Source organism: Janibacter zhaoxuefangae (assembly GCF_050271985.1).
Classification (GTDB): domain Bacteria; phylum Actinomycetota; class Actinomycetes; order Actinomycetales; family Dermatophilaceae.
In genome coordinates, this window is record NZ_CP189849.1 from 2034591 (window position 1) to 2059622 (window position 25032).

Annotated in this window: 20 protein-coding genes and 1 pseudogene; 6 read left to right on the forward strand and 15 right to left on the reverse strand. The window is 72.8% G+C overall.

Annotation, left to right across the window (positions count from 1 at the left end):
- Positions 1 to 33: 33 nt before the first annotated feature.
- The 8 genes from ACQBAS_RS09570 to ACQBAS_RS09605 form a co-directional block, all read right to left on the reverse strand.
- Positions 34 to 1251: a choice-of-anchor L domain-containing protein gene (locus tag ACQBAS_RS09570; RefSeq protein ID WP_427383566.1), complete on the reverse strand. Its 1218-nt coding sequence runs from the start codon at positions 1249 to 1251 to the stop codon at positions 34 to 36.
- Between the two features lie 257 nt (positions 1252 to 1508).
- Positions 1509 to 2942, reverse strand: coding sequence for an adenosylhomocysteinase (ahcY, locus tag ACQBAS_RS09575; RefSeq protein ID WP_427383567.1), 1434 nt, complete (start codon positions 2940 to 2942; stop codon positions 1509 to 1511).
- A 185-nt stretch (positions 2943 to 3127) separates the two neighbouring features.
- Positions 3128 to 4072 carry a DUF808 domain-containing protein gene (locus ACQBAS_RS09580; protein ID WP_427383568.1) on the reverse strand — a complete coding sequence of 315 codons (945 nt, stop codon included), beginning with the start codon at positions 4070 to 4072 and terminating at the stop codon, positions 3128 to 3130.
- A 93-nt stretch (positions 4073 to 4165) separates the two neighbouring features.
- The gene (locus tag ACQBAS_RS09585) at positions 4166 to 5563 is read right to left on the reverse strand and encodes a mycothione reductase (RefSeq protein WP_427383569.1); all 1398 of its coding nucleotides are present in this window, start codon (positions 5561 to 5563) and stop codon (positions 4166 to 4168) included.
- A 364-nt stretch (positions 5564 to 5927) separates the two neighbouring features.
- The gene (locus ACQBAS_RS09590; protein WP_427383570.1) at positions 5928 to 7100 is read right to left on the reverse strand and encodes an SIS domain-containing protein; all 1173 of its coding nucleotides are present in this window, start codon (positions 7098 to 7100) and stop codon (positions 5928 to 5930) included.
- A 6-nt stretch (positions 7101 to 7106) separates the two neighbouring features.
- Positions 7107 to 7328 (reverse strand): Trm112 family protein, encoded by a 222-nt coding sequence (locus tag ACQBAS_RS09595; RefSeq protein ID WP_427383571.1) that lies wholly within the window; start codon positions 7326 to 7328, stop codon positions 7107 to 7109.
- On the reverse strand, positions 7325 to 8791 hold the full coding sequence (locus tag ACQBAS_RS09600; RefSeq protein WP_427383572.1) for a phosphomannomutase/phosphoglucomutase: 1467 nt from the start codon (positions 8789 to 8791) through the stop codon (positions 7325 to 7327). Before ACQBAS_RS09600 ends, ACQBAS_RS09595 begins: the two co-directional genes overlap by 4 nt.
- A gap of 48 nt (positions 8792 to 8839) precedes the next feature.
- The gene (locus ACQBAS_RS09605; RefSeq protein ID WP_427383573.1) at positions 8840 to 9187 is read right to left on the reverse strand and encodes a DUF3499 domain-containing protein; all 348 of its coding nucleotides are present in this window, start codon (positions 9185 to 9187) and stop codon (positions 8840 to 8842) included.
- 119 nt (positions 9188 to 9306) lie between these two features.
- On the opposite strand from ACQBAS_RS09605, the gene ACQBAS_RS09610 reads away from it, so the two are divergent.
- Complete coding sequence (locus ACQBAS_RS09610) at positions 9307 to 9765, forward strand: metallopeptidase family protein (RefSeq protein ID WP_427383574.1); 459 nt, start codon at positions 9307 to 9309, stop codon at positions 9763 to 9765.
- Positions 9766 to 9787: 22 nt separating this feature from the next.
- Here the strand turns inward: ACQBAS_RS09610 and ACQBAS_RS09615 are convergent, their stop codons facing one another.
- From ACQBAS_RS09615 to ACQBAS_RS09630, 4 genes are all read right to left on the reverse strand, one after another.
- Positions 9788 to 10318 carry a hypothetical protein gene (locus ACQBAS_RS09615; RefSeq protein ID WP_427383575.1) on the reverse strand — a complete coding sequence of 177 codons (531 nt, stop codon included), beginning with the start codon at positions 10316 to 10318 and terminating at the stop codon, positions 9788 to 9790.
- 180 nt (positions 10319 to 10498) lie between these two features.
- Complete coding sequence (locus tag ACQBAS_RS09620) at positions 10499 to 12052, reverse strand: DUF5719 family protein (RefSeq protein ID WP_427383576.1); 1554 nt, start codon at positions 12050 to 12052, stop codon at positions 10499 to 10501.
- Positions 12049 to 15153 carry a glycosyltransferase gene (locus ACQBAS_RS09625; RefSeq protein ID WP_427383577.1) on the reverse strand — a complete coding sequence of 1035 codons (3105 nt, stop codon included), beginning with the start codon at positions 15151 to 15153 and terminating at the stop codon, positions 12049 to 12051. The genes ACQBAS_RS09620 and ACQBAS_RS09625 overlap by 4 nt, the downstream gene beginning before the upstream one ends.
- A gap of 108 nt (positions 15154 to 15261) precedes the next feature.
- Positions 15262 to 15525 carry a WhiB family transcriptional regulator gene (locus tag ACQBAS_RS09630; RefSeq protein WP_427383578.1) on the reverse strand — a complete coding sequence of 88 codons (264 nt, stop codon included), beginning with the start codon at positions 15523 to 15525 and terminating at the stop codon, positions 15262 to 15264.
- Between the two features lie 210 nt (positions 15526 to 15735).
- Here ACQBAS_RS09630 and ACQBAS_RS09635 point away from each other — a divergent pair.
- Together ACQBAS_RS09635 and ACQBAS_RS09640 are read left to right on the forward strand one after the other, a co-directional pair.
- Positions 15736 to 16637: pseudogene (locus ACQBAS_RS09635) on the forward strand (2-phospho-L-lactate transferase CofD family protein).
- Between the two features lie 8 nt (positions 16638 to 16645).
- The gene (locus ACQBAS_RS09640; protein WP_427383579.1) at positions 16646 to 17722 is read left to right on the forward strand and encodes a coenzyme F420-0:L-glutamate ligase; all 1077 of its coding nucleotides are present in this window, start codon (positions 16646 to 16648) and stop codon (positions 17720 to 17722) included.
- 46 nt (positions 17723 to 17768) lie between these two features.
- Here the strand turns inward: ACQBAS_RS09640 and ACQBAS_RS09645 are convergent, their stop codons facing one another.
- Entirely contained in the window at positions 17769 to 18686 is a 918-nt protein-coding gene (locus tag ACQBAS_RS09645; protein ID WP_427383580.1) for a DNA-3-methyladenine glycosylase family protein, read from the reverse strand.
- A gap of 77 nt (positions 18687 to 18763) precedes the next feature.
- Complete coding sequence (locus ACQBAS_RS09650) at positions 18764 to 20665, reverse strand: glycosyltransferase (protein ID WP_427383581.1); 1902 nt, start codon at positions 20663 to 20665, stop codon at positions 18764 to 18766.
- Between the two features lie 31 nt (positions 20666 to 20696).
- On the opposite strand from ACQBAS_RS09650, the gene ACQBAS_RS09655 reads away from it, so the two are divergent.
- Positions 20697 to 21404: a TIGR03089 family protein gene (locus tag ACQBAS_RS09655; protein WP_427383582.1), complete on the forward strand. Its 708-nt coding sequence runs from the start codon at positions 20697 to 20699 to the stop codon at positions 21402 to 21404.
- A gap of 117 nt (positions 21405 to 21521) precedes the next feature.
- Here the strand turns inward: ACQBAS_RS09655 and ACQBAS_RS09660 are convergent, their stop codons facing one another.
- Positions 21522 to 23078: a peptidoglycan-binding domain-containing protein gene (locus ACQBAS_RS09660; protein ID WP_427383583.1), complete on the reverse strand. Its 1557-nt coding sequence runs from the start codon at positions 23076 to 23078 to the stop codon at positions 21522 to 21524.
- Between the two features lie 468 nt (positions 23079 to 23546).
- On the opposite strand from ACQBAS_RS09660, the gene ACQBAS_RS09665 reads away from it, so the two are divergent.
- Together ACQBAS_RS09665 and ACQBAS_RS09670 are read left to right on the forward strand one after the other, a co-directional pair.
- Complete coding sequence (locus ACQBAS_RS09665; protein ID WP_427383584.1) at positions 23547 to 24353, forward strand: CoA transferase subunit A; 807 nt, start codon at positions 23547 to 23549, stop codon at positions 24351 to 24353.
- A gap of 1 nt (position 24354) precedes the next feature.
- On the forward strand, positions 24355 to 24993 hold the full coding sequence (locus ACQBAS_RS09670; protein WP_427383585.1) for a 3-oxoacid CoA-transferase subunit B: 639 nt from the start codon (positions 24355 to 24357) through the stop codon (positions 24991 to 24993).
- The last annotated feature ends 39 nt before the right edge of the window (positions 24994 to 25032 follow it).

Below are 25032 nucleotides of genomic sequence, written 5' to 3' on the forward strand. Positions count from 1 at the left end.
CACGTCGCGTGCCCGGCCCCCGAACACCGGCCCTCAGCCGAGGTGGACCGTGATGTTGCCGCGGTTCAGATCGATCGCCGACATCGTCGACCACACCACCACGTCGGCGGCGTCCCGGACCGTGATCATCACGGTGTCGGGGCTCCCCTTCTTGGTGGCGTTGCCATTGCGGTTGTCGACGACCTCCGCCGTGTAGGTGTAGCCGTCCACGCCGTTGAGTCGGCCCTCACCGCTCCACGTGGCCGTCGTGTCGACACGCGAGAAGGCGGTGACGGTGGAGCCGTGGAAGCGGGTCCCGTCCCGGTGGTCGTTGACCTGGAGGTTGCCGCGCAGCCCCTGCTCGTCGTCGATGACGCTCGTCCCGAGGGTCACGGCGCCGTCGGCGAAGTCGAGCCGCCCGCCCCCGGTCACCTTGCCGTCGCCCGCCGGCGGGGTCGTCGAGAGGGAGCCCTGCTCGAGGAAGACGCCGCTGTCGAGGCTGTAGTCCGACCCATCGGCGATGGCGAGCTTGAGGTGGTTCGGCACGCCCGTGTTGACGGGAGCCATGCACGTCAGGGCGACGGTCATGCCGTCGTACTGGGTGTTGAGGGCGCCGCCGCCGTCGTCGAGGTCGTTGTTGACGAAGAGCGACGGGTTCGTCGCCGTCGCGCTTCCGTAGGGGTTGCCGTTGTTGATCGTGTTGATCGACACCGGCTGGAGCCCCGCCCCCGTGTCGACGGTCGCGCAGTTCACGCCGTTGACGAAGAAGGCGAAGGTGTCGTTGTACTGGCTGTTGACGTACTCGTTGTACTCCTCGGAGGCGAAGACGTACCGGAAGTAGACGGTGTCCCCGTTGGGCGTGAAGTCCAGCTCGAGGACCGAGGCGTCGTTCGTGGCGAACCCAGCGAGCGCCGCAAGGTCGGCGTCGCCGGCCGTCCCGAACTGGGTCATGGCGTTGTCCGCCGTGTTGGGGCCGATCGCGTTGGCGACCGCACCGCTCGCGAGGATGACGCCGGAGTCGAAGCCGATCGACGCGGCACCACCGGCGAAGGTGCCGGCCGAGGCCGCGGCACCCACGTGGGTGACATTGGCGATGGTGACACCGGGTCCGACGAGGGCCTGCGCGACCTGCGTGGCCGTGAGGGTCGTGAGGTCCGAGGTGCCCGTGACGGCCGAGGCCGTGGGGGCGAGGACGAGGGCTACCGCCGCAGCGGAGCCCAACCCGGTGACCGCGGCGCGACGCCGCAAGCGGGAGCGTGAGAAGACAGACATGACAAAGCCAACCCCTTTGTGAAGACGGTCGTCCCGGACCGCTGTCCGGGCCTGCATCAACGCTAGGGAGCGAGCGAAGGGGCGGGTCGGGTATCGCCGGACCCGTCCGAAATCCGTTGTCGCGGAGTAGAATTGGCATCGCCCCGGGGCACATGTCGGACATGCCGTGCATGGCATGACATGCGCCCCGGGGCGACGTGGATCCGGGCTCACGCCTTGACTCAGTGGCGGTACCGCTGCCACCGAGCCGGACCGGCTCAGTAGCGGTAGTGCTCCGGCTTGTACGGACCCGCGACGTCGACGCCGAGGTAGTCGGCCTGGGCCTTCGTCAGCTCCGTGAGCTCGACTCCCAGCGCCGCCAGGTGCAGGCGGGCGACCTTCTCGTCGAGGTGCTTGGGCAGCGTGTAGACCTTGTTCTCGTACTCGCCCGGCTTCGTGAAGAGCTCGATCTGCGCGATCGTCTGGTTCGCGAAGGAGTTGCTCATGACGAACGACGGGTGACCCGTGGCGTTGCCGAGGTTCATCAGACGACCCTCGGACAGGACGATGATCGAGTTGCCGTTCTCGAAGGTCCACTCGTGCACCTGCGGCTTGATCTGCGTCTTGGTGACGCCGGGCACCTTCGCCAGACCGGCCATGTCGATCTCATTGTCGAAGTGGCCGATGTTGGACACGATCGCCTTGTTCTTCATCTGCGTCATGTGGTCGGCGCGGATGACGTCGTAGCAGCCTGTCGTCGTCACGAAGATGTCGCCGATCCCGACCACGTCGTCGAGGCGCGCGACCTGGAAGCCCTCCATCGCGGCCTGCAGCGCGCAGATCGGGTCGACCTCGGTGACGATGACGCGGGCGCCCTGGCCGGCGAGCGACTGGGCGCAGCCCTTGCCGACGTCGCCGTAGCCGCAGACGATCGCGACCTTGCCGCCGATGAGGACGTCGGTGGCGCGGTTGAGTCCGTCGATGAGGCTGTGCCGGCAGCCGTACTTGTTGTCGAACTTCGACTTCGTCACGGAGTCGTTGACGTTGATGGCCGGGAAGATCAGGCCGCCTGCCTCGGCGAGCTGGTAGAGGCGGTGGACACCGGTGGTGGTCTCCTCCGTGACGCCCTTGATGCCGGCGGCGACGGTGGTCCACTTCTGCGGGTCGGTCGCCATGGTGCGCCGGACGAGCTCCTTGAAGACGCCGAACTCCTCGGAGTCCTCCTCGGTCGTGGGCGGGACCTGACCGGCCTGCTCCCACTCGCGGCCCTTGAGCACGAGCATCGTCGCGTCGCCACCGTCGTCGAGGATCATGTTCGGGCCCTCGCCCTCCCACGTGAGGATCTGCTCGGTGCAGTCCCAGTACTCCGGGAGGGTCTCGCCCTTCCACGCGAAGACGGGGACGCCCTGCGGGTCCTCGGGGGTGCCACTGGGGCCAACGACGATCGCCGCGGCGGCCTCGTCCTGAGTGGAGAAGATGTTGCACGACGCCCACCGGACCTGCGCGCCGAGGGCGGTCAGGGTCTCGATGAGGACGGCGGTCTGCACGGTCATGTGCAGGGAGCCGGCGATGCGGGCGCCGGCGAGGGGCTGCGTGGGCCCGAACTCCTCGCGCAGCGACATGAGGCCGGGCATCTCGTGCTCGGCAAGTCGGATCTGGTGGCGGCCGGCCTCGGCGAGGCTCAGGTCGGCGACACGGTGGTCGAAGGACATGGGAGATCTCCTTGGATCGTCTGTGCTTCTCGACCCGGCGTAGCCCTTCTGGGCGGGGTCCACCTCGGACGGCGGACCTGCGGGGCATCACCCACGCCGGCGGCGCCCACTCTAACGCGTGCGGCGGGCGCGGCCGGCCGCCACCACTGCGACGAAGGGGGCCAGCCGGCCCCCTTCGCCCGGCGTCAGTGGGCGGTGGCGTCCGCCTTCGCGCGGCGCGGCACGAGGTGCATGATCGCGACGACGATCGCCCCGACGATGAGGCCCAGAATCGCCGAGGACACCGTGTTGACGACCCAGCTGGCGATGCTGCCGATGGCCGGGACGGCGTGGGCGACGCGCTCCTCGAGGTGGTGGACGAACTCGTAGAGCGGGTGGAAACCGAGCTCGTCGATGCCGACCAGCAGGATGTGCCCGCCGACCCAGAGCATGGCCGCGACGCCGACGGTCGACAGCACGCTGAGCAGGACCGGCATGCCCTTGACGAGGCCGCGGCCCAGGGCGCCCAGGGCACTGCCGTCGCGGGTCTCGGCCAGGTGCAGGCCCACGTCGTCCATCTTCACGATGAGACCGACGACGCCGTAGACGAGGACCGTGATGAGGATGGCGACGACGACGAGGATCGCGGCGCGCGTGAAGAACGGCTCGTTGGCGACCTCGTTGAGCGAGATGACCATGATCTCGGCGGAGAGGATGAAGTCGGTGCGGATGGCGCCCGAGGTGACGGTGTCCTCGTCAACCTCGGCCCCCTCCACGACCTCGTGCTCATCGTGGCCGCGGATCGCCTCCCAGAGCTTCTCCGCGCCCTCGTAGCTGAGGTAGGTGCCGCCGACCATGAGGATCGGCGTGAGGAGCCACGGCAGGAACTGACTGAGCAGCAGCGCCGCGGGGAGAATGAAGAAGAGCTTGTTGCGCAGCGAGCCGATGGCGATCTTCTTGATGATCGGGAGCTCGCGGTCGGCGGTCAGACCGTGGACGTAGCGCGGGGTGACGGCGGTGTCGTCGACGACGACGCCCGCGGCCTTGACGCTGGCACGGCTCGCGGCGGCGCCGATGTCGTCGACCGAGGCGGCGGCCAGCTTGGCGAGCGCAGCGATGTCGTCGAGCAGCGCGACGAGGCCGCCGCTCATGCGCGCGGCCCTCGGTGGGTGTGGTGGCGCTCCGGCCCGTGGGCGGGGAGCGGGGACGGTCCGGCGGCGATCGCTGTCGACATGCGCGTCAGCCTATCCGGCTGATCGGGGCGCCAGATCGAGGCCGAGGAGCGCGTTCTCGACGACCTCGGTCAGCGCGGGGTGGATCCAGTACTGGTCGCGCGCCATGTCGTCGGCGCGCAGGCCGGTGACCATGGCCTGGACGATCGGCTGGATCAGGGTGGACGCCTGCGGCCCCATGAGATGCGCCCCGAGCAGGAGGCCGGTGCGGCGGTCCGCGACGAGCTTGCAGATGCTCGTCGTGTCCTCCATCGCCCACCCGAAGGCGGTGTCGCCGTAGCGCTGCACCTTCGTCGTCACGTCGTGCCCGGCAGCCCGCGCCTCCGCCTCGGTCAGACCGACGCTCGCCAGCTGCGGCCGAGTGAAGACCGCGGCCGGGACGACGTCGTGCGCGAACGACCGCAGATCCTCAGGGTGGACGAGGTTGTGCGCGACGACCCGCGCCTCGTGGTTGGCGACGTGCTTGAGCTGGAAGGGGGACGAGGCGTCACCGAGCGCCCACACACCTTCGGCGGTCGTGCGGCCGTGGGCGTCGACGACGACGCGGCCGTCCTCGCGCAGCTCCACACCGCCGGCCTTCGCATCGAGCTCGGCCGTCGTCGCCAACCGCCCCGTCGCGACGAGGACGACATCCGCCTCCAGCCGGGATCCGTCGGACAGGGTCAAGGTCGCGCCGTGTGTGGTGTCGCCCGGCACTGCGGGTTCGACCGCCGTGACGGTAGCGTTGAGTCGCACATCCCACTGCGCGAGCGCCCGGTCGGTGAAGGCGGCCGAGAGGTCGTCGTCGAGGTGGCGCAGGAGATGCGGGCCGCGCTGGACCTGGGTCACGCGACTGCCGAAGGCGGAGAAGACGTGCGCGAACTCGCAGGCGACGAACCCGCCGCCGACGATGACGATCCGCTCGGGCAGGTCCTCGAGTCGCATGATCGTGTCCGAGGTGTGCACGACGATGCCGTCGAAGACGTCGGGGACGACCGTGTGCGAGCCCGTCGCGATGACGATCTGGTCGGCGGTGACCGTGGCCGTGCTGCCGTCCGCCGCCGTCACCTCGAGCTCGCGGTCCCCGGTGAACCGCGCGGTGCCCTCGTGGAGGTCGGTGCCGTCGGCGTCGCGCCGGTAGTCGCGACCGCCCGCGGAGATCGGGTCGATCCGGCCGAAGATCCGGTCGCGGATCTCGCGCCAACGCACCCCGTCGAGCCGCAGGTCGACGCCGAGCCGCTCCGCGTGCGCCACCGAGGCCGCGAGGTCGGCGGGGTGGACGTACATCTTCGTCGGGATGCAGCCGACGTTGAGGCAGGTGCCGCCGAAGGTGCCCTTCTCGATGACCGCGACACGCTTGTCCGCGAAGTCCTCGGTCACGAGGGAGTTGCCGCTGCCGCTGCCGATGATGGCCAGGTCGTAATGGGTCACGCGGTCAGCCTAGGTCGGCCTCGCGGCCGCCTTCGGCCCACCCCGGCACCCGAGGAAGGGACCGCTGATGTCCCAAACTCGGGTGCAAGGGGACCAGACCGCCCAGTTTGGGACCGCTGATGTCCCAAACTCGGGTGCAAGGGGACCAGACCGCCCAGTTTGGGACCGCTGATGTCCCAAACTCGGGTGGAACGGGACCAGACCGCCCAGTTTGGGACCGCTGATGTCCAAAACTCGGGTGGAACGGGACCAGAGCGCCCAGTTTGGGACCGCTGATGTCCCAAACTCGGGTGGAAGCGGACCAGAGCGCCCAGTTTGGGACCGCTGATGTCCCAAACTCGGGTGGAAGCGCGGCGGGCCTGGGTCAGGAGGTGCGGTCGCGCAGATCGGCGACGTGCGCCGAGCGGCCCGGGTCCAGCCCGGTCCCCAGCGCCAGATAGGTCGCGGCGAAGTCCGTCAGCGCCATCAGCCCGGCCAACCGTTCCAGCGGGTGACCGGTCTCCGCGCTGACCTCGGCCACCTTCGCCCCCGCATCGTGCGCGGAGTCGACCACGGCCTGCGCGAGATCATGCGCCGCGGCGGCCTCCCGCGTGATCGGATCGGGCAGGACGTCGCGCAGGGCGAGCAGCCCCAGCCGCGGCCCCGTCGGCCCGTCGATGAAGGGGTCCGCGAAGAGGTCATGACCGCCGCCGGGCGCCGTGCCCCCGCCCCGCACGAGGGGACCGTCGAAGCAGGCCACGACGGGTGAGGCGGCGTCGGGCAGTTCGCCGGCCACGGCCGGGACCCGCGCGGTACGCGTCAGCATCGCGGCGGCGCGGCGGGCGGCCACGCCGGTGAGCGGCCCGTCGCCGAGCACGACCGGCACGGTCCCGGCGAGGTCGTGCGCGAGCGACTTCGCGGGATTGACGAAGGACTCCGAGGAGGGCCGGTACTCCCCCGCCCGATCGTCGAGGAGGTCGGCCACCGCGGCGAAGGTGCCCGGCGGCAGGGTGAAGAGGCCCAGGTGCGAGCCGGCCAGCAGTGCCGGCGTCAGCATCGACCACAGCGCGGTGCGGGAGGAGATCCGCATCCCGTCGAAGGGGACGTGCACGCCGCGCGCATCGGCGCAGGCCTCCGCGAGCGGTGAGTCGGCGGCCCCGATCGTCAGCAGTCCGGCGCCGCGACGCGCGGCCTCCCGGGCGAGACCGACGGGGCCGTGTGCCTTGCCCGACTGGGACACGGCGATGACGAGATCGAGCGGGCCGACCCACCCCGGCAGGGGCAGGTTGCCGCGGCTCGTGACGGCGATCGGTGACCCCGGCTCGGCGAGGAACTGCAGCACGTCGGCGACGGCGGACGCCCCGCCCAGAGCGGCGACGAGGACGGCGCGGGGGCGATCGCCGCGGTTGACCCGCTCGATGCCCGCCTCGCCGGCGCGCTCACCACTCGAGCGGACCTGAGCCCCGGCCGTGGCCAGGGCACGCAAGGTGCCCTGGGTGTCGCGCGCCCCAATCGCCTCGGGATCCTCGAGGAACTCGTCGTCGATCTGCGCGACCATGGTTGGTCAGGCCGGGTGGCGGGCTTCGTCGATGAGCAGGACCGGGATGCCGTCGTCCACGCGGTAGGCGAGGCCGCAGTCCTGGCCCGTGCAGACCAGCTCGGGACCGGCGTCGCCCGTGGCGTCGCGCAGCTCGGCGCGGCACTTCGGGCAGCGGAGGATCTCGCGCAGCCACGGCTCCATGGTCGGCGTGCCCGAGGTCGGGGTGGGGGTCGCGTCGGTGCTCATGCCCCCGATCCTCTCACCAGCGAGAGGACCTCGTCGCGCACGCTCGTCATCGTCGGCTCGTCGTCGGCCTCGACGTTGAGTCGCAGCAGCGGCTCGGTGTTGGACGGACGCAGGCTGAACCACCAGCGCGGGCCGGCCGGGCCCCCTTCGCGCTCGACCCCCAGGCCGTCGAAGTCCTCCGTCCGAGCACCCTGCTCGCGCGCCCAGTCGCGCACCCGATCGGTCGCCGCGGCGACGTCCTCGACGACGGAGTTGATCTCCCCCGACGCCGGGTACTTGTCGTAGGGCGCCATGAGCGTGCTGAGGGGCGCGTCCTGCTCCCCGAGCGCGGCGAGGACGTGCATCGCCGCGAGCATCCCGGTGTCGGCGAACCAGAAGTCGCGGAAGTAGTAGTGCGCGCTGTGCTCCCCGCCGAAGACGGCGTCGGCCGCCGCCATGTCGGCCTTGACGTAGGAGTGACCGACGCGGGTGCGCACGGAGCGGGCGCCGAGTGCCGCGAGCAGCTCCGGGACCGTCGCCGACGTGATGACGTTGTGCACGATGCTGACGTCGCCGACCGGCACGCCCCTGGCCACCTCGCGGGCCACTTCGCGCTCGGCGATGAGGGCCGTGATGGCGCTCGCGCTGACCGCCGCCCCCCGCTCGTCGACGACGAAGCAGCGGTCGGCGTCACCGTCGAACGCCAACCCGAGGTCGGCGCCGTGCTCCCGGACGGCGGCCTGGAGGTCGACGATGTTCTTCGGGTCGAGAGGGTTGGCCTCGTGATTGGGGAAGGTGCCGTCGAGTTCGAAGTACAGCGGCTCGATGGTCAGCGGCAGAGCCTCGAGGCCGGCGCCGGTGCCGAGCACCGCCGGGACGGTGAAACCACCCATCCCGTTGCCCGCGTCGACGACGACGCGCAGCGGCCGGATGCCGCGCAGGTCGACGAGACCTCGCAGGAAGGTCGCGTAGCCGGTCAGCAGGTCCTGCTCGGTGATCGTGCCGGCGCCGTCGGCGCCGTCGGCGCCGGAAGCCACCTCGACGGGGCCGTCGGGGCCCCCTTCGAGCAGGCGCTCGGCGATCTCGCGGATCTCGACCAGTCCACTCTCGCTGGAGACGGGCCGCGCGCCCGAGCGGCAGAGCTTGATCCCGTTGTACTGCGCCGGGTTGTGGCTCGCCGTGAACATCGCGCCCGGGACGTCGAGGTGCCCGCTGGCGTAGTAGAGCCCGTCGGTGCTGCACAGCCCGATGAGGATCGCGTCCACGCCACGCGCCGTGACGCCCTCGGCGAAGGCGCGCGACAGCTCCGGCGACGAGGGCCGCATGTCGTGGCCGATGACGACCGCGCGCGCGTCCTCGCGCTGCGCGATGACCTCGGCGAAGGCGGCGCCCAGCGCCCGCGCCACCTCGGCGTCGAGCTGGTCGGGGACGATGCCACGGACGTCGTAGGCCTTGACGAGGCCGGCCAGTCGGGAGTCACTCACCCGGGCAGCCTAGTGGTCGATCGGCGCACGCCGACCACGCCAGCGGGACTACTCCGACTCGTCCTGGAGCATCCGCAGGTGACCGCGGCGTCCGGTCTCGTGCACGGAGCCCGGCTCGGTGCCGGCGCGGCGCGGGAGGGCCGCCAGCGGCACCGGTGCGGCGGGTGCGGCGGCCGCGCTCGGGGTGCCCTCGGCCGCCTTCGCCGCACGCACGACGTTGGCGAGCGCGACGAGGTCGTCGTGGCTGTCGGGCGGGGTCTGGTCCCCGGAGAGCCGGACGACCTCCCACCCGCGGGGCGCCGTCATCCGGGACGAGTGGTCGGCGCAGAGGTCATAGCTGTGAGGCTCGGCGTAGGTCGCGAGCGGGCCCAGCACCACGGTCGAATCCGAGTACACGTAGGTGAGCGTCGACACCGCTGGGTTCGGGCACGCGGTACGGGAGCACTTCCGGGACAGACTCACGTGCTGCACAGTACGGGACGGGGTCGGAGCGGGGTCAAGCGCCGCGCCGTACGATGCCTCGGGTGACCCAGGAACCCACTCGTCACCCCGCGCGCTCGGCCGGTGCCCCGGCGCGCGTGCGCCGTGATCGGCGCGGCCGAGGGCGCCGCGGTCCGCTCGCCTGGCCGCCCGTCCCGGCGATGACCACGCGCTCGCAGGCCTTCGACGAGCTCGTCCTGGACAGCGCGCACCGGCTCGAGCGCGTCCTCGGACGCCGCCACTCGGACACCGAGTTCGCCGTCGAGGACGTGCCCCCGAGCGACCCTGCCGCCTGGGAGGACGAGGCCGTCGTGCTCGGCCGTGTCTTCCCCGCCGAGCCGGGCATCCCCGCCCGCGTCGTCGTCTATCGCCGGCCCGTCGAGGCCCGCGCAGCCGACGCCGCGGACCTGCCGGTCCTCGTCCATGAGGTCGTGGTCCAGCAGGTCGCGGCGCTCCTCGGCGTCTCCCCCGAGGACGTCGAGGACCCCGGCTGAGGAGTCCGCGTGAGCGCTGGTGTCAGCGCAGGGTGCCCGTCGGCGAACCACCCTTCAGGTAGTCCCAGACGAAGAGGGTCGCGCCGGACTGGGTGACCGTGAAGGTCGCCGACGTCGCCTCGAGCGACGTCAACTCGACGGTCCACTGGGTGCTGCCGGAGCCGCCGCAGCCGACCTGCTGCGCGCTGGGCGTCGGCGGGGCCGTCACCGTGGCAGTGATGTTGGGCACCGTCGCGCGTCCGTTCTTGCTCGTCGGGAGCTGGACGGGACCGGACGATCCGCCCTGGGCCTGCACCGGGTTCTGACCCGGGGCGCGGTGCCCCTGCGGGTTGAGGCAGTCGTAGTTGGCGACGCCCGAGACGGTCAGCTCACCGTAGAGCGGGATGTTGCCCAGCCCACTGAAGTTGCCGCCGGAGACGGTCGCCGAGGCGCCGCTGAAGGATGTTGACGGGGCCGACTTGACCGTGACCGCGGCGAAGGCCGGCCCCGCCGCGAGGGTGAGGGCGGCGATCCCCCCGAGAAGGAGGCCGGAGCCCTTGGTGAACGTGCGCATGACAAGACCTTTCGACAGCGTTGGAGGATGCCCCTGTCCTCCAAGGCTGCGGGGTCGCGCGCGGTGCGGTAAGCGGGTAAACCCTCGCCGTCCCCGGCGTCGATGCGGGGCCGACTCGTCGTTCCGACGGGTCAGCCCGTCATGGTCCCGACGGGTCAGGAGCTCTCGCTCCGGACGGAATCAGGGAGCGCGGTGGACCGGCACGTCGCGGTCGGTCAACCGCAGCGGCCGCAGCACGCGCGACGTGACGAGCGAGGCGCTGTCCTGCGTGCCGACGGTCGTCAGCACGGCGCCGCGCACGACACCCTCCCCGGAGACCGGTCGCACCCACACGCCCTGCACGCCCTCCGGGAGCGCCCAGGATCCGGCGGTCCCGGCGGTGAGCTCGCGCGTCACCGTGTCGACCCCGCTCGGCGTGCGGGTGATCACCTCGACGCGGGCGTCCTCTGCCTGCGCGGTCAGCGTCAGCGTGCGCTGCGTCGTGAGGTCCCCCTTCGGCAGGCCGTTGGTGAAGGCGGCGCCGGCGAGTCGGCCGATTCCCGGGGCGGCGCTCGCCCACGCGAAGTCGCGCGGCGCACCCGGGGTCGTCCGCCGGGTCACCTCGGCCGCGGCCACGACGGGCACGTCGGCGACGACCTCGATGGCGCGCGCATCGGTGAGCGAGGACGGCAGCCGGATGTCGCGGACCGAGCCGGCCGGGACGGTGGTGACGGTCGAGGTGAGCGTCGTCGTGCCGCTCGAGGTCACGGCGCGGAGGCGGACGACGCCGTCGCGCTCACCGGGAACGGCCACTCGCACGGTCGATCCCGCCAGGGACGAACCGGTCGGCAGCATGAGGGACTCCGCCGGATCGGCGCTGGCACCGACGGAGTCGACACCCGCCGGGACCAGTCCGTCGGTCCACACGTCGGTGAGCGCGCTCGCCACGAGTCCCCCGCGTGACTCGACCCGCACGACCGGCGTCGTGTCGACGCCGCCGACGGCGTCGATGAGCACCGACGTGCGCCCGCCGGAGGGCACGGTCGTCGGTTGCGCGTTGCCCGAGGTCACCGGGCCTTTCTGGCCGAGGACGGTGATGTCGACCTCGACCGGGTTGGCGCCGGGGTTGGTCAGCAGGAGTCGCTCCTGACGACCGGGGGCGTTGCCGCCCGCGATGAGCCACGCGTCGGTGGTCGGGGCCGCGCACGACAGCGAACCGATCCCCCGGACGGTGTCGCTCGAGGTGAACCACTCCTGGGCCCCGGTCAGCGCCACTGCGCCGCGGTCGGTGCCACCCACGCGGATGGCCTTGTCACCGGTCTGACCGTCGACCTCGACCATGGGGCCGGCCTTGCTTGCCAACGGCTCCGGCTCCCCGAGCTCCTCGATCCGCAGCGAGCCGTCCGCCGCGATGCCGGGCACGAGGGCCTCGAGGGTGTCGCCGTCCGGCTGCACCGCGGTGAAGGCGGACCGCACGGTCACGTCTTCGACCCCCTCGGTCCCGGAGAGCGGGGCGCCCGGGCAATAGGAGGTCGCGGCGGCGGGCGGCTCGGCGCCCTGCCCCGAGGCGGTGGACGACGGGGGCGAGGCGAGCGAGACCTCCGGCAGACGCTCCGCGGCGAGGACGACACCGGCGCCCACGGCGCCGACGAGGGCGACCTTCGCGGCCCCTGCCACGAGGCGAGCGGCCGTGCCGGCGCCCCGGCGCGGTTCCGGGCCACCGAGGGCGGGTCGAGGCGTGACGTCGTCGCTCATGGGTTCCTCCCCCGTCGGCCCGTCGGGATGGCAAGGAAGGCCGCGATGACGAGGGCGGCGCCGGACCCGGCGCGCCAGAACGGGTGGGTCGTGTCGAGGTCGATGGTGAGGTCCTTCGCGCCGCGAGGCACGACGTAACTCGGCGTCCCCCATTCGGTGTCCGCCTCGAGGACGCGGGCACCGGCGGTGACGCGGGCGTGCTCGGCCCAGGCCGCGTCCTCCGCGACGACGAGGGTGCCGCCACGGCTGGTGCCGTCGGTGCTGGTCGCGCCGTGCGCCCCCGCCGCGGGGACGACCACGCTCGTCCCGGCGCGCACGAGGCGCAGTCGCGACGGATCGGCGGTCCCCTCGGACGAGCGCACGGTCCAGACCGCCATACCGTCCGTCCCACCGATGCGCCCGAGCCCGGGGGTGGCCCCGAGCCGGTGCTCCTGCCCGGTGGTCACATCTCCGCGGGCGGCGACGAAGCCGATGCCCAGGCGGGTCAGCTCGGTCGAGGTGGTCGTCCCGGCGGCTTCGGCGCTGCCGACGAGTTCGGCGACGGCATCGGCGAGGGCCGCATCCAGAGCTGCGGCGTCGGAGCGCGGGAGGTCACGCACGAGCGGTCCCGGCTCACTGCCGAGCAGGCGGTAGGTCACGCCGTCCGGCGCGAGGTCGATGAGCAGGAAACGGTTCTGACGCGGCCCCTCGGCCTGGTCGATCGCGACGGCGGGACGTGGGTCGTGCCACGCCTGCAGCTCATCACCGAAGGTCGTGAGCGCGAGCACGACGCCGGAGCCGAGCGCGCCGATGGCCAGTGCCCCGACGAGCAGCCAGGCGCCGCCGGCGTGAAGGGCGCGGCGGGTGCGCGGCGCCCGACCGGTCGGGACGCCCTCGACGTGGCCGGCGACGGTGCGCGGGTCGGGGTGACGCGAGAGCGCCGGGGCGATCCGGTCGAGGGTGAGCAGCGCCCCGGCGCAGGCGCCGAGGACGAGGAGCAGGAGCGGTAGACCCGTCCACACCGTCACGGGGGCACCGGCGTCCGCGCCGTGCTCGGGAGCGTGGTCGACGACGACGTGCGGCGCGAGGACGGCGAGTGCGAGGCCGACCAGCGCAAGCGCGACGGCGCCCCACGACAGGGCCCGCCGGGTCCGGCCGACCACGGCGAGGCCGCCGAGCACGAGCAGGGGCACGAGCCACCAGCCGGCGAAGGAGACCGCTCCCCCTGGCTGACCCAGGAGCAACTGCCAGGCCGGGACCGAGGCGGCGTCGGTCGCCGTGACGCCCCACCCGCCGAGCAGGCGACGCGGCTCCGCCACGAGATCGGCCAGCCACGGGCCGAGGAGCAGCGGAAGGAGGACGAGGACCGCGAGCGCGCGGCCGCGGGCCGCGCCCGGTCCGCGCACGAGCACGATGAGCGCCCCGAGGAGGACGACGACCCCGCCTGCCGGGACGAAGGCGGCCAGCACGGCGCCGAGGATGGCCGTCACCGCGGCGCCGGCGGCGCTGCCCTGCGGACGGCTCAGGCGCACGAGTCCGGCGGCGACCGGCGGCAGGAGCACGAGCGCGACGAGGGCGCCCACGCGACCTTCGCCCACGGCGGCGCCGGCGACGCCGGTGGTCACCCACGCGAGGGCCGTCAGGGCCCGGGGCCAGGCGCGGCGGGTGATGACGCGGGCGCTGAGGTGGGCGCTGAGGGCCGCGAGCGGCAGAGCCGCGACGACGAAGGCGGCCAGCGCGGCGCCCGCCGGGGAGCCCGAGGTCACCCCGGGGAGGTGGTCGGCGATCCAGGCCCCGAGGGCGACGACGAGCAGGGCGGGCGACTGCTCCGCCGCGCCGCCGAAGCCGGCGCCGGACCAGCCGTCCCACCACGCCGAGACGAGGTCGCGGGCGTGGGCCCGACCGCCGAGCAGCTCGCCGCCGACGAAGCCGGAGCCGATCTGGCGGAAGATCCCGCCGCCCGTGCCTCGACCCGCCCAGGCGGACATCGCGGTCGCGGCGAGCACGAGCCACAGGGCGGGCTGGCCCAGGAGACCGCGGGGCGTGAGCTGGTCGCTCCGCTCGACCTCGTGCTCGGGCAGGGAGTCGGCGCGCAGGCCGTCGACGATCGCCCGGAGCGCGACACCCGACGGGACGAAGAGGGACTCGAGGTGACGCCGCGAGACGGAACGCTGGCCGCGCGAGCGCCAGCGCGCGCGGGCGACCTTCCACGGGGTCAGGGCGGCACCGACGCCGGCGAGTTCGGCGCGGGCGGCGCCGGGGTACTTCAGGAGGAGCAGGACGAGGGCACCGACGAGGCTGCCGACGAGCATGCTGAGCGCGCGCCACGGCAGCGACCACCACGGGCCGCGCGCCAGCGCGACGCGTCGGGCGCTGCGCTGCATCGCCGGCGTCGGCTCACGGTGATGGCTCTCGGGCAGGAGGGCCAGGCGTGCGCCGGGGACGACGACGACGCGGTGACCCGCCTCCTGCGCCCGCCAGCCGAGGTCGAGGTCCGCCGCGGCGCCGACGGCGGCTCGGTCGTGTCCGCGCAGTGCGGTGAGCACGGACCGCCGCGTGAGCATCCCCTCGACGGGGACGGCGAGGACGTCGATCCGGTCGTCGTGCTGGCCCTGGTCGTACTCCCCCGGCCGGATGAGCGGCACGAGGCGACCGGACTCGGTCGAGGCGAGGCCGAGCGAGACGAGTCGCCCGCGCGCCTGCCAGTGGACCGTCTTCGGACCGACGATGCCGACCGTGGGCGATCCGGACAGGACCGCGACGAGCCGGCTCAGGGCCTGCGGCCCGGGGGCGCTGCGCGAGGTGAGGATCCAGACCAGCTCGTCCGCAGCGTCGGGCGCGGTGGGCGAGCCCCCTTCGGGCGGGGTGGTGGCGCCGGTCGCGGCGTCGAGCTGGGTCAGGAGGTCGTCCCGGAAGCCTCGCGTGCGATCGCCGCGCACGACATCGACCCGCCCGATCGCGGCCGCCAGGTCGGTGTGCCGGCGGACGATCGTCTCGGCGGCGCCGGAGGACGTTCGGTCGATGACGACGAGGTGGGCCGGATGGAGGGATTGGCCCACGAGGGCGTCGAGGACCTCGAGGAAGGGGTCGTCGTCACCGAGGACGGTCAGGAGAGTGGTCACCCGGACGGGTCGAGCGGGTGAGCGCCGGGAGGGGGCGGCACTCACTGGCTCGGGCGTGCCCGGGCTCATGGCTGTGGGAAGGGGTGCGGCTGCGGCGGAGCTCAGGGCTCAGACCGCGCGCTTCTTGAGCTTGCGACGCTCGCGCTCGGACAGCCCGCCCCAGATACCGAAGCGCTCGTCGTTGGACAGTGCGTACTCGAGGCACTCCTGTCGGACCTCGCACCCGACGCAGACCTTCTTGGCCTCGCGCGTGGAGCCGCCCTTCTCGGGGAAGAACGCCTCGGGGTCCGTCTGTGCACACAGACCCCGCTCCTGCCAGGACATCTCGTCCTCGGTGTCACTCACCAATGTCAACAACTGCAGTTCGTGCATGGTCCCTCCTCGACCTCATGACACTCGACCCTGAACCTGCTCGCTGTGGCCGCTCTCGCGGCAACATGACTGAAATTACACGCGTGTAGTCCACTCCAAGTCAAGCGGAAGTCAAGAAGTCAACAACGCGCTCGCGCGTGTCGGAAAAGATTGATCGAGGTGGTGCCGACGGGGTCCGGGGCCAGCCGGCGCATGCGGGAGACTGTCCCCATGCGCATCACGGCACTCTCCGGTGGCGTCGGTGGCGCCCGCTTCCTGCGGGGCCTCCTCGCCCACCTCGACACCGTCCCCGGCCCGCACGAGGTCACGGTCATCGGCAACACCGGCGACGACATCACCCTGCACGGGCTGCGGGTCTGTCCCGACCTCGACACCGTCCTCTACACCCTCGGTGGCGCCGTGGACGAGGCCCAGGGGTGGGGTGTGGCCGACGAGACCCACTCCGTCGCAACGGAACTCGCGGCGCTCGGCTCCGCACCCGACTGGTTCACCCTCGGCGACAAGGACTTCGCCACGCACATCGTGCGCACCCGGATGCTCGCGCAGGGGGCGACGCTGAGCGAGGTCACCGCCCACCTCGCCGCCCGCTGGGGTCTGCCCGATCAGGGTGTCCGCCTCCTGCCGATGACCGACGTCCCGGTCGAGACGCACGTCGTCATCGAGGAGGACGGCGAGCAGCGCGCCATCCACTTCCAGGAGTGGTGGGTGCGGCTGCGGGCCGCCGTCCCGGCCCAGCGATTCGTCGTCGCCGGCCCCCGAGCAACCCGGTCGTGTCGATCGGAATCATCCTCGGCGTCCCCGGGGTGCGGGACGCGCTGCGCGGCACCGCAGCCCCCGTCGTCGGCGTCTCCCCCCTCATCGGCGGCCGCCCCGTGCGCGGCCACGCCGATGCCTGCCTCGCCGCGATCGGCGTCGACTCCACGGCCGCCGCCGTCGGCGGGCTCTACCAGGACTTCCTCAACGGGTGGCTCGTCGACCCCGCCGACGCGGACGCGACGGTGCGCGGTGCCCAGGTGCGCGTCCACACCGGGCCGCTCCTCATGCCGGACGTCGCCGGCGCGGCCGAACTGGCGAGCGCGGCCCTCGACCTCGCCTCCGAACTCACGAAGTAGCCCCACAGGTGCTCACCGTCCTGCCCCTGACGGGCATCCCCGAGCTCGCGCAGGGCGACGACCTCGTGGGCATCCTGCTCGCCGCGGCCGAGACCGCCGGTGGGATCCGGGCCGGTGACGTGCTCGTCGTGTCCAGCAAGGCCCTGTCGAAGGTCGCCGGGCTGCGGGCACCGGCGGCCTCCCGCGAGTCCGTGGTCGCCGCCGCCACCGTGCGGGTGGTCGCGGAGCGGGTGACCGGGTCGGGTCACGTGACCCGCATCGTCGAGTCCGCGGCGGGGCCGGTCATGGCCGCCGCCGGGGTCGACGCATCGAACGTGGGACCGGCCGACGACGTGCTGGCCCTGCCACTGGATGCCGACGCCGACGCCGCGGCGCTCCGGGAGGAGCTGACCGCCCGCGCTGGTCTGAGCGACGGGGATCTGGCCGTCGTCGTCACGGACACCGCCGGCCGGCCCTGGCGCGTGGGGCAGACCGACTTCGCTCTGGGCGCGAGCGGGCTGCGGGTGCTCGAGGACCACCGTGGCGGCCAGGACGCCGACGGGCGCGGGCTCGCCGTGACCGCGCGCGCCATCGCCGACGAACTCGCCGCCGCCGCCGACCTCGTCAAGGGCAAGGTCGACCGGATCCCCGCGGCGCTCGTGCGCGGCGCCGACCGCTGGGTCGTGCCGGCCGGGCAGGAAGCCGGGTGCCATGACGACGGGGCGGGCGCCCGCTCGCTCGTGCGCGGCCGGGGGCACGACTGGTTCAGCCACGGGACGCACGAGGCCGTGTGGGCGGCGCTTGGTCTGCCTCCCGGATCGGCCGCCGCCACCGAGGTGGGGCTGGTCCCGCTGGGCCCCGACCCCCTTCTCCCCCGGACGATTCGGGCCGTCCGGGCCGCGATGCACGGCCTCGAGGAGGACGCCGCCGACGGCGTGGGTCTCGACCTCGGGGACGGCACGATCGAGATCAGCGGGCCGGACCCCTTCGTCCTGGGGCGGCTCGTCGCGCGGCTCGAGGTGGCCCTGTGGGCCGAGGGGCTGGCGGCGGAGAGTCAGACCGTCGGGGCGACCATCGCGCTGACGCTGACCGACCTGCGTCCCTGAGTCATCCGCATCGTCATCGCCTCCCCGAGTCACCTGCGTCGCTGATCTACCAGCGCGTGGGCAGGTGCGTCGGCAGCGACCGGCGAGGGCCGCGCCGCGGCACGGTGATTCCGCTGAAAGCGATGTACCGCTGCGCGCGATAGCGGTGACCGGCATAGGGCTCGAGCAACGCAGCCAGCGCGGCGTCGTCGCCGACCTCCCCCGTCAGCGCATAGGTCGTGTTGCGCGCCACGTGGTAGTCCCCAAAGCTCACGGCGTCCGCGTCCCCGAGGGCGCGGTGGGCGACCTCCGCAGCGGTCCAGACCCCGACCCCGGGCAGGGCCATCAGCCGCGCGGTGGCCGCCTCGAGCGAGAGGTCGACGCACTCCTCGATCCGTCCCGCGCGGCCGGCTGCGGCGACGACGGTCGCGGATCGCTGCCGCTCGACGCCCGCCTTGAGCCACGCCCACGACGGGATGTGCGCCCAGCCGCGCGGGTCGGGTCCGACCATCAGGTGGTCCTCACCGGCCGGTCCGGGCGCCGGTTCCCCGAACTGGCGCACGAGCATCCGGAACGACGCGAAGGCCTCCCGGCCCGTCACCCGCTGCTCGATGATCGCCGGCACGAGGGCCTCGAGGACGAGCCGCGAGCGCGGCACCCGCCACCCGGGGTGGCTCGCCCGTCCGCGGGCGACGAGGTCGTGGTGAGCGACGAAGGTCGCGTCGTCATCCCCTTCGCCAAGCAGGTCCGGCACGCTGTCGAGGAGCCAGCCGGCTCCCGGCCCCCAGGCCTGCGCGAGCACCGCGCCCTCGGCCGGGCGGGCCTGCAGCGCAAGGGTGCCCGGCCCGTCGGGGGTGCGACGGGCGAGCCACCAGCGGGCGCTGGCATCGCGGCGGGTCGACGGGTCCCCGGCGCCACGGAGGAAGGGGCCGAGGACCGCGTCGAGGTCCACGGCCGACCGTGCGGTGACGACGCGTTCCGTCACGTCAGCGATCCATGCTTCCGCGGTCGAGCAGTCATCGGTCCAGCAGTCATAGGTCCAGCAGCCATCGGTGCACGGACTCAGCGCCGGCGGAACGTCAGCCGCACGACGGCGTACGCGGCGTCCTCGTCCGTGGCCGCCTTCGCCGCACGGGCCAACCGCTGGGTGACGTCGCCGTCGAGGTCGCCCACGAGCACGAACCCGATGTCGTCGGCCCGCGCGAGCACGGCCCGCAGATCCGCCGGAGTGATCGCCCCGGCCTCGTGCTGTCCCCCGACCGCGAGCGTGAGGATGAGCAACCCGCCCGTGCGCAGCGACCACGACGCGTCGTAGAGGACCTCGTCGATGTCGTCGGGCTCGCAGTCACTCGGGTGCAGTCGCGTGACGACGTCAAGGCTGGCGGTGTCGATGTCCATCGACGAGACGTGCGGCCGCGTCCCGACGAGTTCGATCTCGATCGGGGCGAACCCGATGGCGCGGGCCCAGCGGACGAAGGGCGACGCCGTGCCCGAGGCATCGACGATGAGCGCCGAACGGTGCCCGTCGTCCCGCACCCGCAGGATCGCCGCGAGCGCCCCGAGGGCCGCCCACGCCGCGACCGGGTCGCTCGACCGCGGCAGGTGGAGGCGACGCGCGAGGTCTCGCGCCTCCTTCGCCTCCTCCTCCGTGCCGAGCACGTCCGTCGGACGCACCCAGGTCGGCAGGTCGGTCCGGCTCAGCTCCACGATCCGTCGGCGGCGCGCGGCGACGGACCGTCGGACGTCGGTGAGTCCGCGGGTCAGCGCGGCCCGCGGGCCGGTCGGGGCCGCCGGGGTGGAGTCGTCCTCCCACTCGGGCGCGGCCAGGGCGTCGACGCTGCTGAGGGCCTCGATCGTGCCCACATAGCGGGCCCACGGGCCGGAGAGGTCGGGGGGGCGCACGCCGGCCCGCAGGCGAGCCAGCTCGGCCGGATCGGCGAGGCGGCGAAGGGCGGCCGCGAGCGCCTCCTCGTCGGCGGGCGGGACGAGCAACCCGTCGACGTCGTCGCGCACGTCCTGCCCGAAGGTGCCCACGTCCGAGGCGAGCACGACCATCCCGTGCTGCTGCCCGAGGAGCGCGTTCTGCGAGGCCGTGGCGCTGCGATACGGCAGGGCGAGGACGTCGTGACGGGCCATCAGCTCGGCCAGACGCTCGGCCGGCACGTAGCCGCCGTGCACCTCGACGCGACCCCGCAACCGCGGGTCGGCCGCGAGCCGGCGCACCGTGTCGCCCGCTTCGCCCCACATCTCACCGGCGACGGTGAGGCTGACGCCGGGGACGGTCATCATCGCGCGGAGCAGGACGTCGATCCCCTTGTAGCCGCGGACGAGACCGAGGCACAGCAACCGGGTCTGGCCCGTGGGCGGCACGCGCTCGACCGGGGCGCCGCCCGGCAGGTGCGGCGGCAGGTCGGCGACGACGACGTGATCCGCCTCGAGCTCGCGGGCCTTGGCGGCCTCCTCGGCGGTGTGGACGAGCACCGTGTCGATCCGCCGGAAGAAGACGCGCATGAGCTGGGAGTCGCCGGGGTGGGACTCGTGCGGCAGCACGTTGTGGGCGATGACGATGGTCCGCGAGCCGTGGCGGTCCGAGCTCGTCCGGGACGCGCCGAGCGCCCGCAGCAGCGCGAGGTGACACGGCACGACGGCCGGGATGACGTGCACGACGATGACGACGTCCGCGCCGCGCAGCGCGCGACCGGTGCGGATCCAGGTGTCGGGCCGGGCCCAGCTCAGCGGCCGGGTCGTGCGCGGGAAGGGGGTGACCTCCGGTTCGCCGCCGAGCACCGGCTCCTCGCCCGGGTAGAGCAGGCTCGGATAGAGGTGGAGCCAGGAGACGAGGGTGACGTCGTGGCCGGCCTCGGCGAGTTGGTGGGCGAGCGTGGTCGTGTGCGCGGCGACGCCCCCCTTGTAGGGGTGCGTCGGGCCGACGACGGCGATGCGCAGTGCGACGGGGTCATCCACGGACGCAACGCTAGCCGCCTACCCTTCGAGCATGTCCGCCTACCTCCCCCTGGCCACCCTGCTCCGCTCCGACGCCGCCCGCCCGCGGGTGACCTGCTACGACGACGTGGAGGGACCCACGCGCGGTGAACGCATCGAACTCTCCGCCCGGGTGCTGGGCAACTGGGTCAGCAAGGCCGCCAACGCCCTGCAGGACGACTGGGACGCCGAGCCCGGCACGGTCGTGCGGATCGCCGCGGCACCGCACTGGCGGCCGCTCTACTGGGCGCTGGCCGCGTGGTCGGTCGGCGCGTGCGTGGCGCTCGATGACGGCCCGTGCGACGTGCTCGTCACCGACGATCCGGCGCTGCTCGACGGTCGGCCCGGCGGGGGCATCCTGCTGACCCGCGCCTCGCTCGCGCGCGCCGCGACCGTCCCCGTGCCCGAGGGCGCCATGGACGAGGCGAAGGAGCTCTCGACGCACCCGGACCAGTTCGCCGCGTGGGCCGAGCCGGAGGACGACGACCCCGCCTTCCGCACGGACGACGGGACGCAGACGTGGGGTGGGTCGCCCGCGGGTCCGGCGGTGGCCCCCGGAGCGCGCATCCTCCTCGACGACCCCGATCTGGAGACGCTCCTGCGCGCGGCCCTGGCGGCCTGGGGCGTCGACGGCTCGATCGTGCTCGGGGCCGGCCCGCTCGCGCCCGAGGCCGTCGCGGCGCGTGCCGCGACCGAGGGCGCCGTGCTCCTGGCCGACTGATCCTGCCCGGCCGGCCCGACCACTCGCGGCCTCGCACACGCGAACGGGGTCGACCACCTTCCCCGGTGGTCGACCCCGTCGGTCTCGCGGCCCGCTGGGCCTGCTCGACCAGCTCGATCAGCTGCGCGCAGCGACCTCCGCCTCGAGGGCGATCCAGGTCCGCGAGCCGACGACGCCGGTGCGGGTCAGGCTGTGGCGGCCCTGGAGGGACATGACGGCCTGCTTGGTCATCGGGCCGAACTTGCCGTCGGCCGGGATCCGTAGGCCGCGCTGCAGCGCCGTGACGGCCGCGCCCGTCGAGCCCTCCTTGAGGACGACGGAGCGGTAGTCGAGGTAGGGGTGCCACTTGTCCTCGAGCGCGTTCCAGTCGTTCTTGTTCGCGATCCCGTTGGCCCAGAGGCCCTGCGCCTTCTGGAAGGCGATGAGCGTCGATTCGGTCTTGGCCCCGAAGGCGCCGTCGACCGTGATGCCGCCGAGCGCCTTCTGCAGGACCTTGACCGCGGTGCCGCGGCTGCCCTTGCGCAGCGTCACGTCCTTGTAGGGCGTGAACTCGGTGGTCGTCACGACCGTCTCGACCGGCGTCGGTGTCGTCGGCGTCTCCGTCGAGCCCGTGCCGATCTCCTTCGCGATGAGCAGCAGCCAGACGTTGCGCGTGACGATGCCGCTGGCCCAGTTGCCGTTGGCCGTCTGGAGCTTCTTGACGGCGGTCTCCGTGGCGGGCCCGAACTTGCCGTCGGCGGTGATGCCCAGCGCGCGCTGGAGGGCCACGACCGCTTCGCCGGTGGAGCCGAGCCGCAGCTTGACGTCGAGGTACTTCGCGAGGCCGGCGTCCATCGTGCCGCGCGGCTCGATGAGGCCGAGCTTGACCATGCGGGTCCAGGTGGCGGAGTCGAGCACGCCGGTGACGGGGATGCCCTGCTTGGTCTGCCACGCCTTGAGCGCGGACAGGGTGGCCGGACCGAACGCGCCGTCCGCGGTGACCCCGAGCACCTCCTGCGCGAGCTTCACGTCGGCGCCGGTGGCGCCGTACTTCAGGGTCGGGTAGCTCGTGGGGGCCGGGGCCTCGGTCGTCCCGTCGGTGATGAGGGCCTTGCCGGTCCACCACGAGGTCTTGGCGTAGGCGCCGTCCCAGCTGAAGCTGAAGTGGATGTGGTCGGTGTGCGGGCTGACGCCCGAGTAGTCGGCCCACCCGCGGTCGGGGTCGTAGGCGCGCCACATCTTGCGGTTCCAGATGATGTACATGATCCCGAAGCGGCGGGCCATCGCCCCCTTGCGCCCCTCACTGTCGGGGGCGACGAGCCACGCGACGACGGAGTCGGCAATCGCCTTCTCGCGGGCGTCGTTGACGTTGAGCATCCAGTCGAGGGCACGGCCCTCGGAGTGCTCGGTCTGACCCGATCCGCAGGCCCGCGCGATCCCGTAGTTCCACTCGTCGTAGTGCTCGGCCATCAGCTTGGCGAACTGCGCGGTGCCCGGCTTGGGGTCGGGCGAGCAGGTCGTCTGCCCGACGTAGACGGCGGCCGAGTCGAGGGCGCTGGGCAGCCACTTGGTGGGCGGCGCCGGCACCTCATCGAGGGTGGGGGCGGCCTGGGCGGCGGTCGCGTGGGCACCGAAGGTCGGGAGTGTGACCAGGGGAACCAAGGCGGAGCCGAGGATGCGGGCGGTGCGAGACACGGGTCTCTCCTCAGGGGGAAGGGCGGTGATGCGGCGGAGCAACGGAGCAGGGAGCGACCCCAGCGGTCACAACCGTCACTGGAGCCTCAGCCGATGACAGTTCTCCCACCGCCCCCATCGGGGTGACAAGCCCGGGAGGCTAATTACAGACTTGTGGTTTCTCTGACCTGCGGAAACACAGCGGTGTCATCCCACCCGCCTCACTGGCCTCTTTCCCACCTTCAGTCACATCTGCCCCACGCAGCCCGCTCTCCTTCGCCCCCTTCCCCTTTCCCCTCCTGCGCCCCCTTCCCCCCTTCGCCCTCTCCCCTCTCTGCCCAAACAGGCTCCCGAGCCGGTTTGGTGCTCGCGTGCCTGTTTGAACAGGCACACGAAGCACAAAGGGGTTCCCGAGCCTCTTTGTGCACGAGGCGCCACAGGCGGGCTCGGCTCAGACCCGCGGAATCGGCCGGTCGTATGCTCACGAGCATGGACAAAGTCGTCTCCTCAGCCTCCGAAGCCGTCGCCGGTATCGCCGACGGACACTCCCTCTCCGTCGGGGGCTTCGGCCTCTGCGGGATCCCCTCCGTCCTCATCCAGGAGCTCCACACGCAGGGGGTGACCGACCTCGAAGTCGTCTCCAACAACTGCGGCGTCGACGACTGGGGGCTGGGGATCCTCCTGCGGGACAAGCGGATCCGCCGGATCATCGCCTCCTACGTCGGTGAGAACAAGGAGTTCGCCCGGCAGTTCCTCCAGGGCGAGCTCGAGGTCGAGCTGACGCCGCAGGGGACGCTGGCCGAGAAGCTGCGGGCCGGCGGGGCGGGCATCCCCGCCTTCTTCACGGCCACCGGGGTCGGCACGCAGGTGGCCGAAGGGGGCCTGCCCTGGCGCTACGACGCGGAAGGTCGCGTGACCGTCGCCTCTCCCGTCAAGGAGACGCGCGCGATCGAGTTCGCCGGCGAGGAGAAGGAGTACGTCCTCGAGAACGCGATCGTCACCGACTTCGGCCTCGTCCGCGCGTGGCGGGGCGACCGGCACGGCAACCTCGTCTTCCGCACGAGCTCGCGCAACTTCAACCCGCTCGCTGCCATGGCCGGACGCATCACCGTCGCCGAGGTCGAGGAGCTCGTCGAACCCGGCGCACTCGACCCCGACACGATCCACCTGCCCGGCATCTACGTGCACCGCGTGCTGGCGCTGACGCCGGAGCAGGCCGCGGACAAGCGGATCGAGCGGCGAACGGTGACCACTCCTGCCGACACGAACGTTCCGACCACCACGACGGAGGCCTGACATGGCGCTGACCCGAGAGCAGATGGCGGCCCGCGCTGCGGCGGAGCTGCGTGACGGCGACTACGTCAACCTGGGCATCGGCCTGCCGACGCTCGTCCCCAACTACGTCGACGAGGCCACCGAGATCGTCCTCCAGTCGGAGAACGGCCTCCTCGGGGTCGGGGCTTACCCCCTCGACGAGGACGTCGACCCGGACCTCATCAACGCCGGCAAGGAGACGGTCACCCTGCGGAAGGGGGCCTCGACCTTCGACTCGGCGACCTCCTTCGGCATGATCCGCGGCGGCAAGGTCGACGCCGCCATCCTCGGCGCCATGCAGGTCGCCGCCAACGGTGACATCGCGAACTGGATGATCCCCGGGAAGATGGTCAAGGGCATGGGCGGCGCCATGGACCTCGTGCACGGCGCGAAGAAGGTCATCGTCCTCATGGAGCACAACGCCAAGGACGGGTCCTACAAGATCGTCAACGAGTGCTCGCTGCCGCTGACCGGCAAGGGCGTCGTCGAGCGGATCATCACCGACCTCGCCGTCCTCGACGTCACCCCCGCCGGGCTCGTGCTGCGCGAGCTGGCGCCGGGGGTCACCGAGGAGGAGGTCCGGGAGCGGACCGAGCCGCCGTTCACCGTCGACCTGCTTTGACCTGCTCTGACCCGCTGGGGCTGCGCCGTCTCCGGGGCC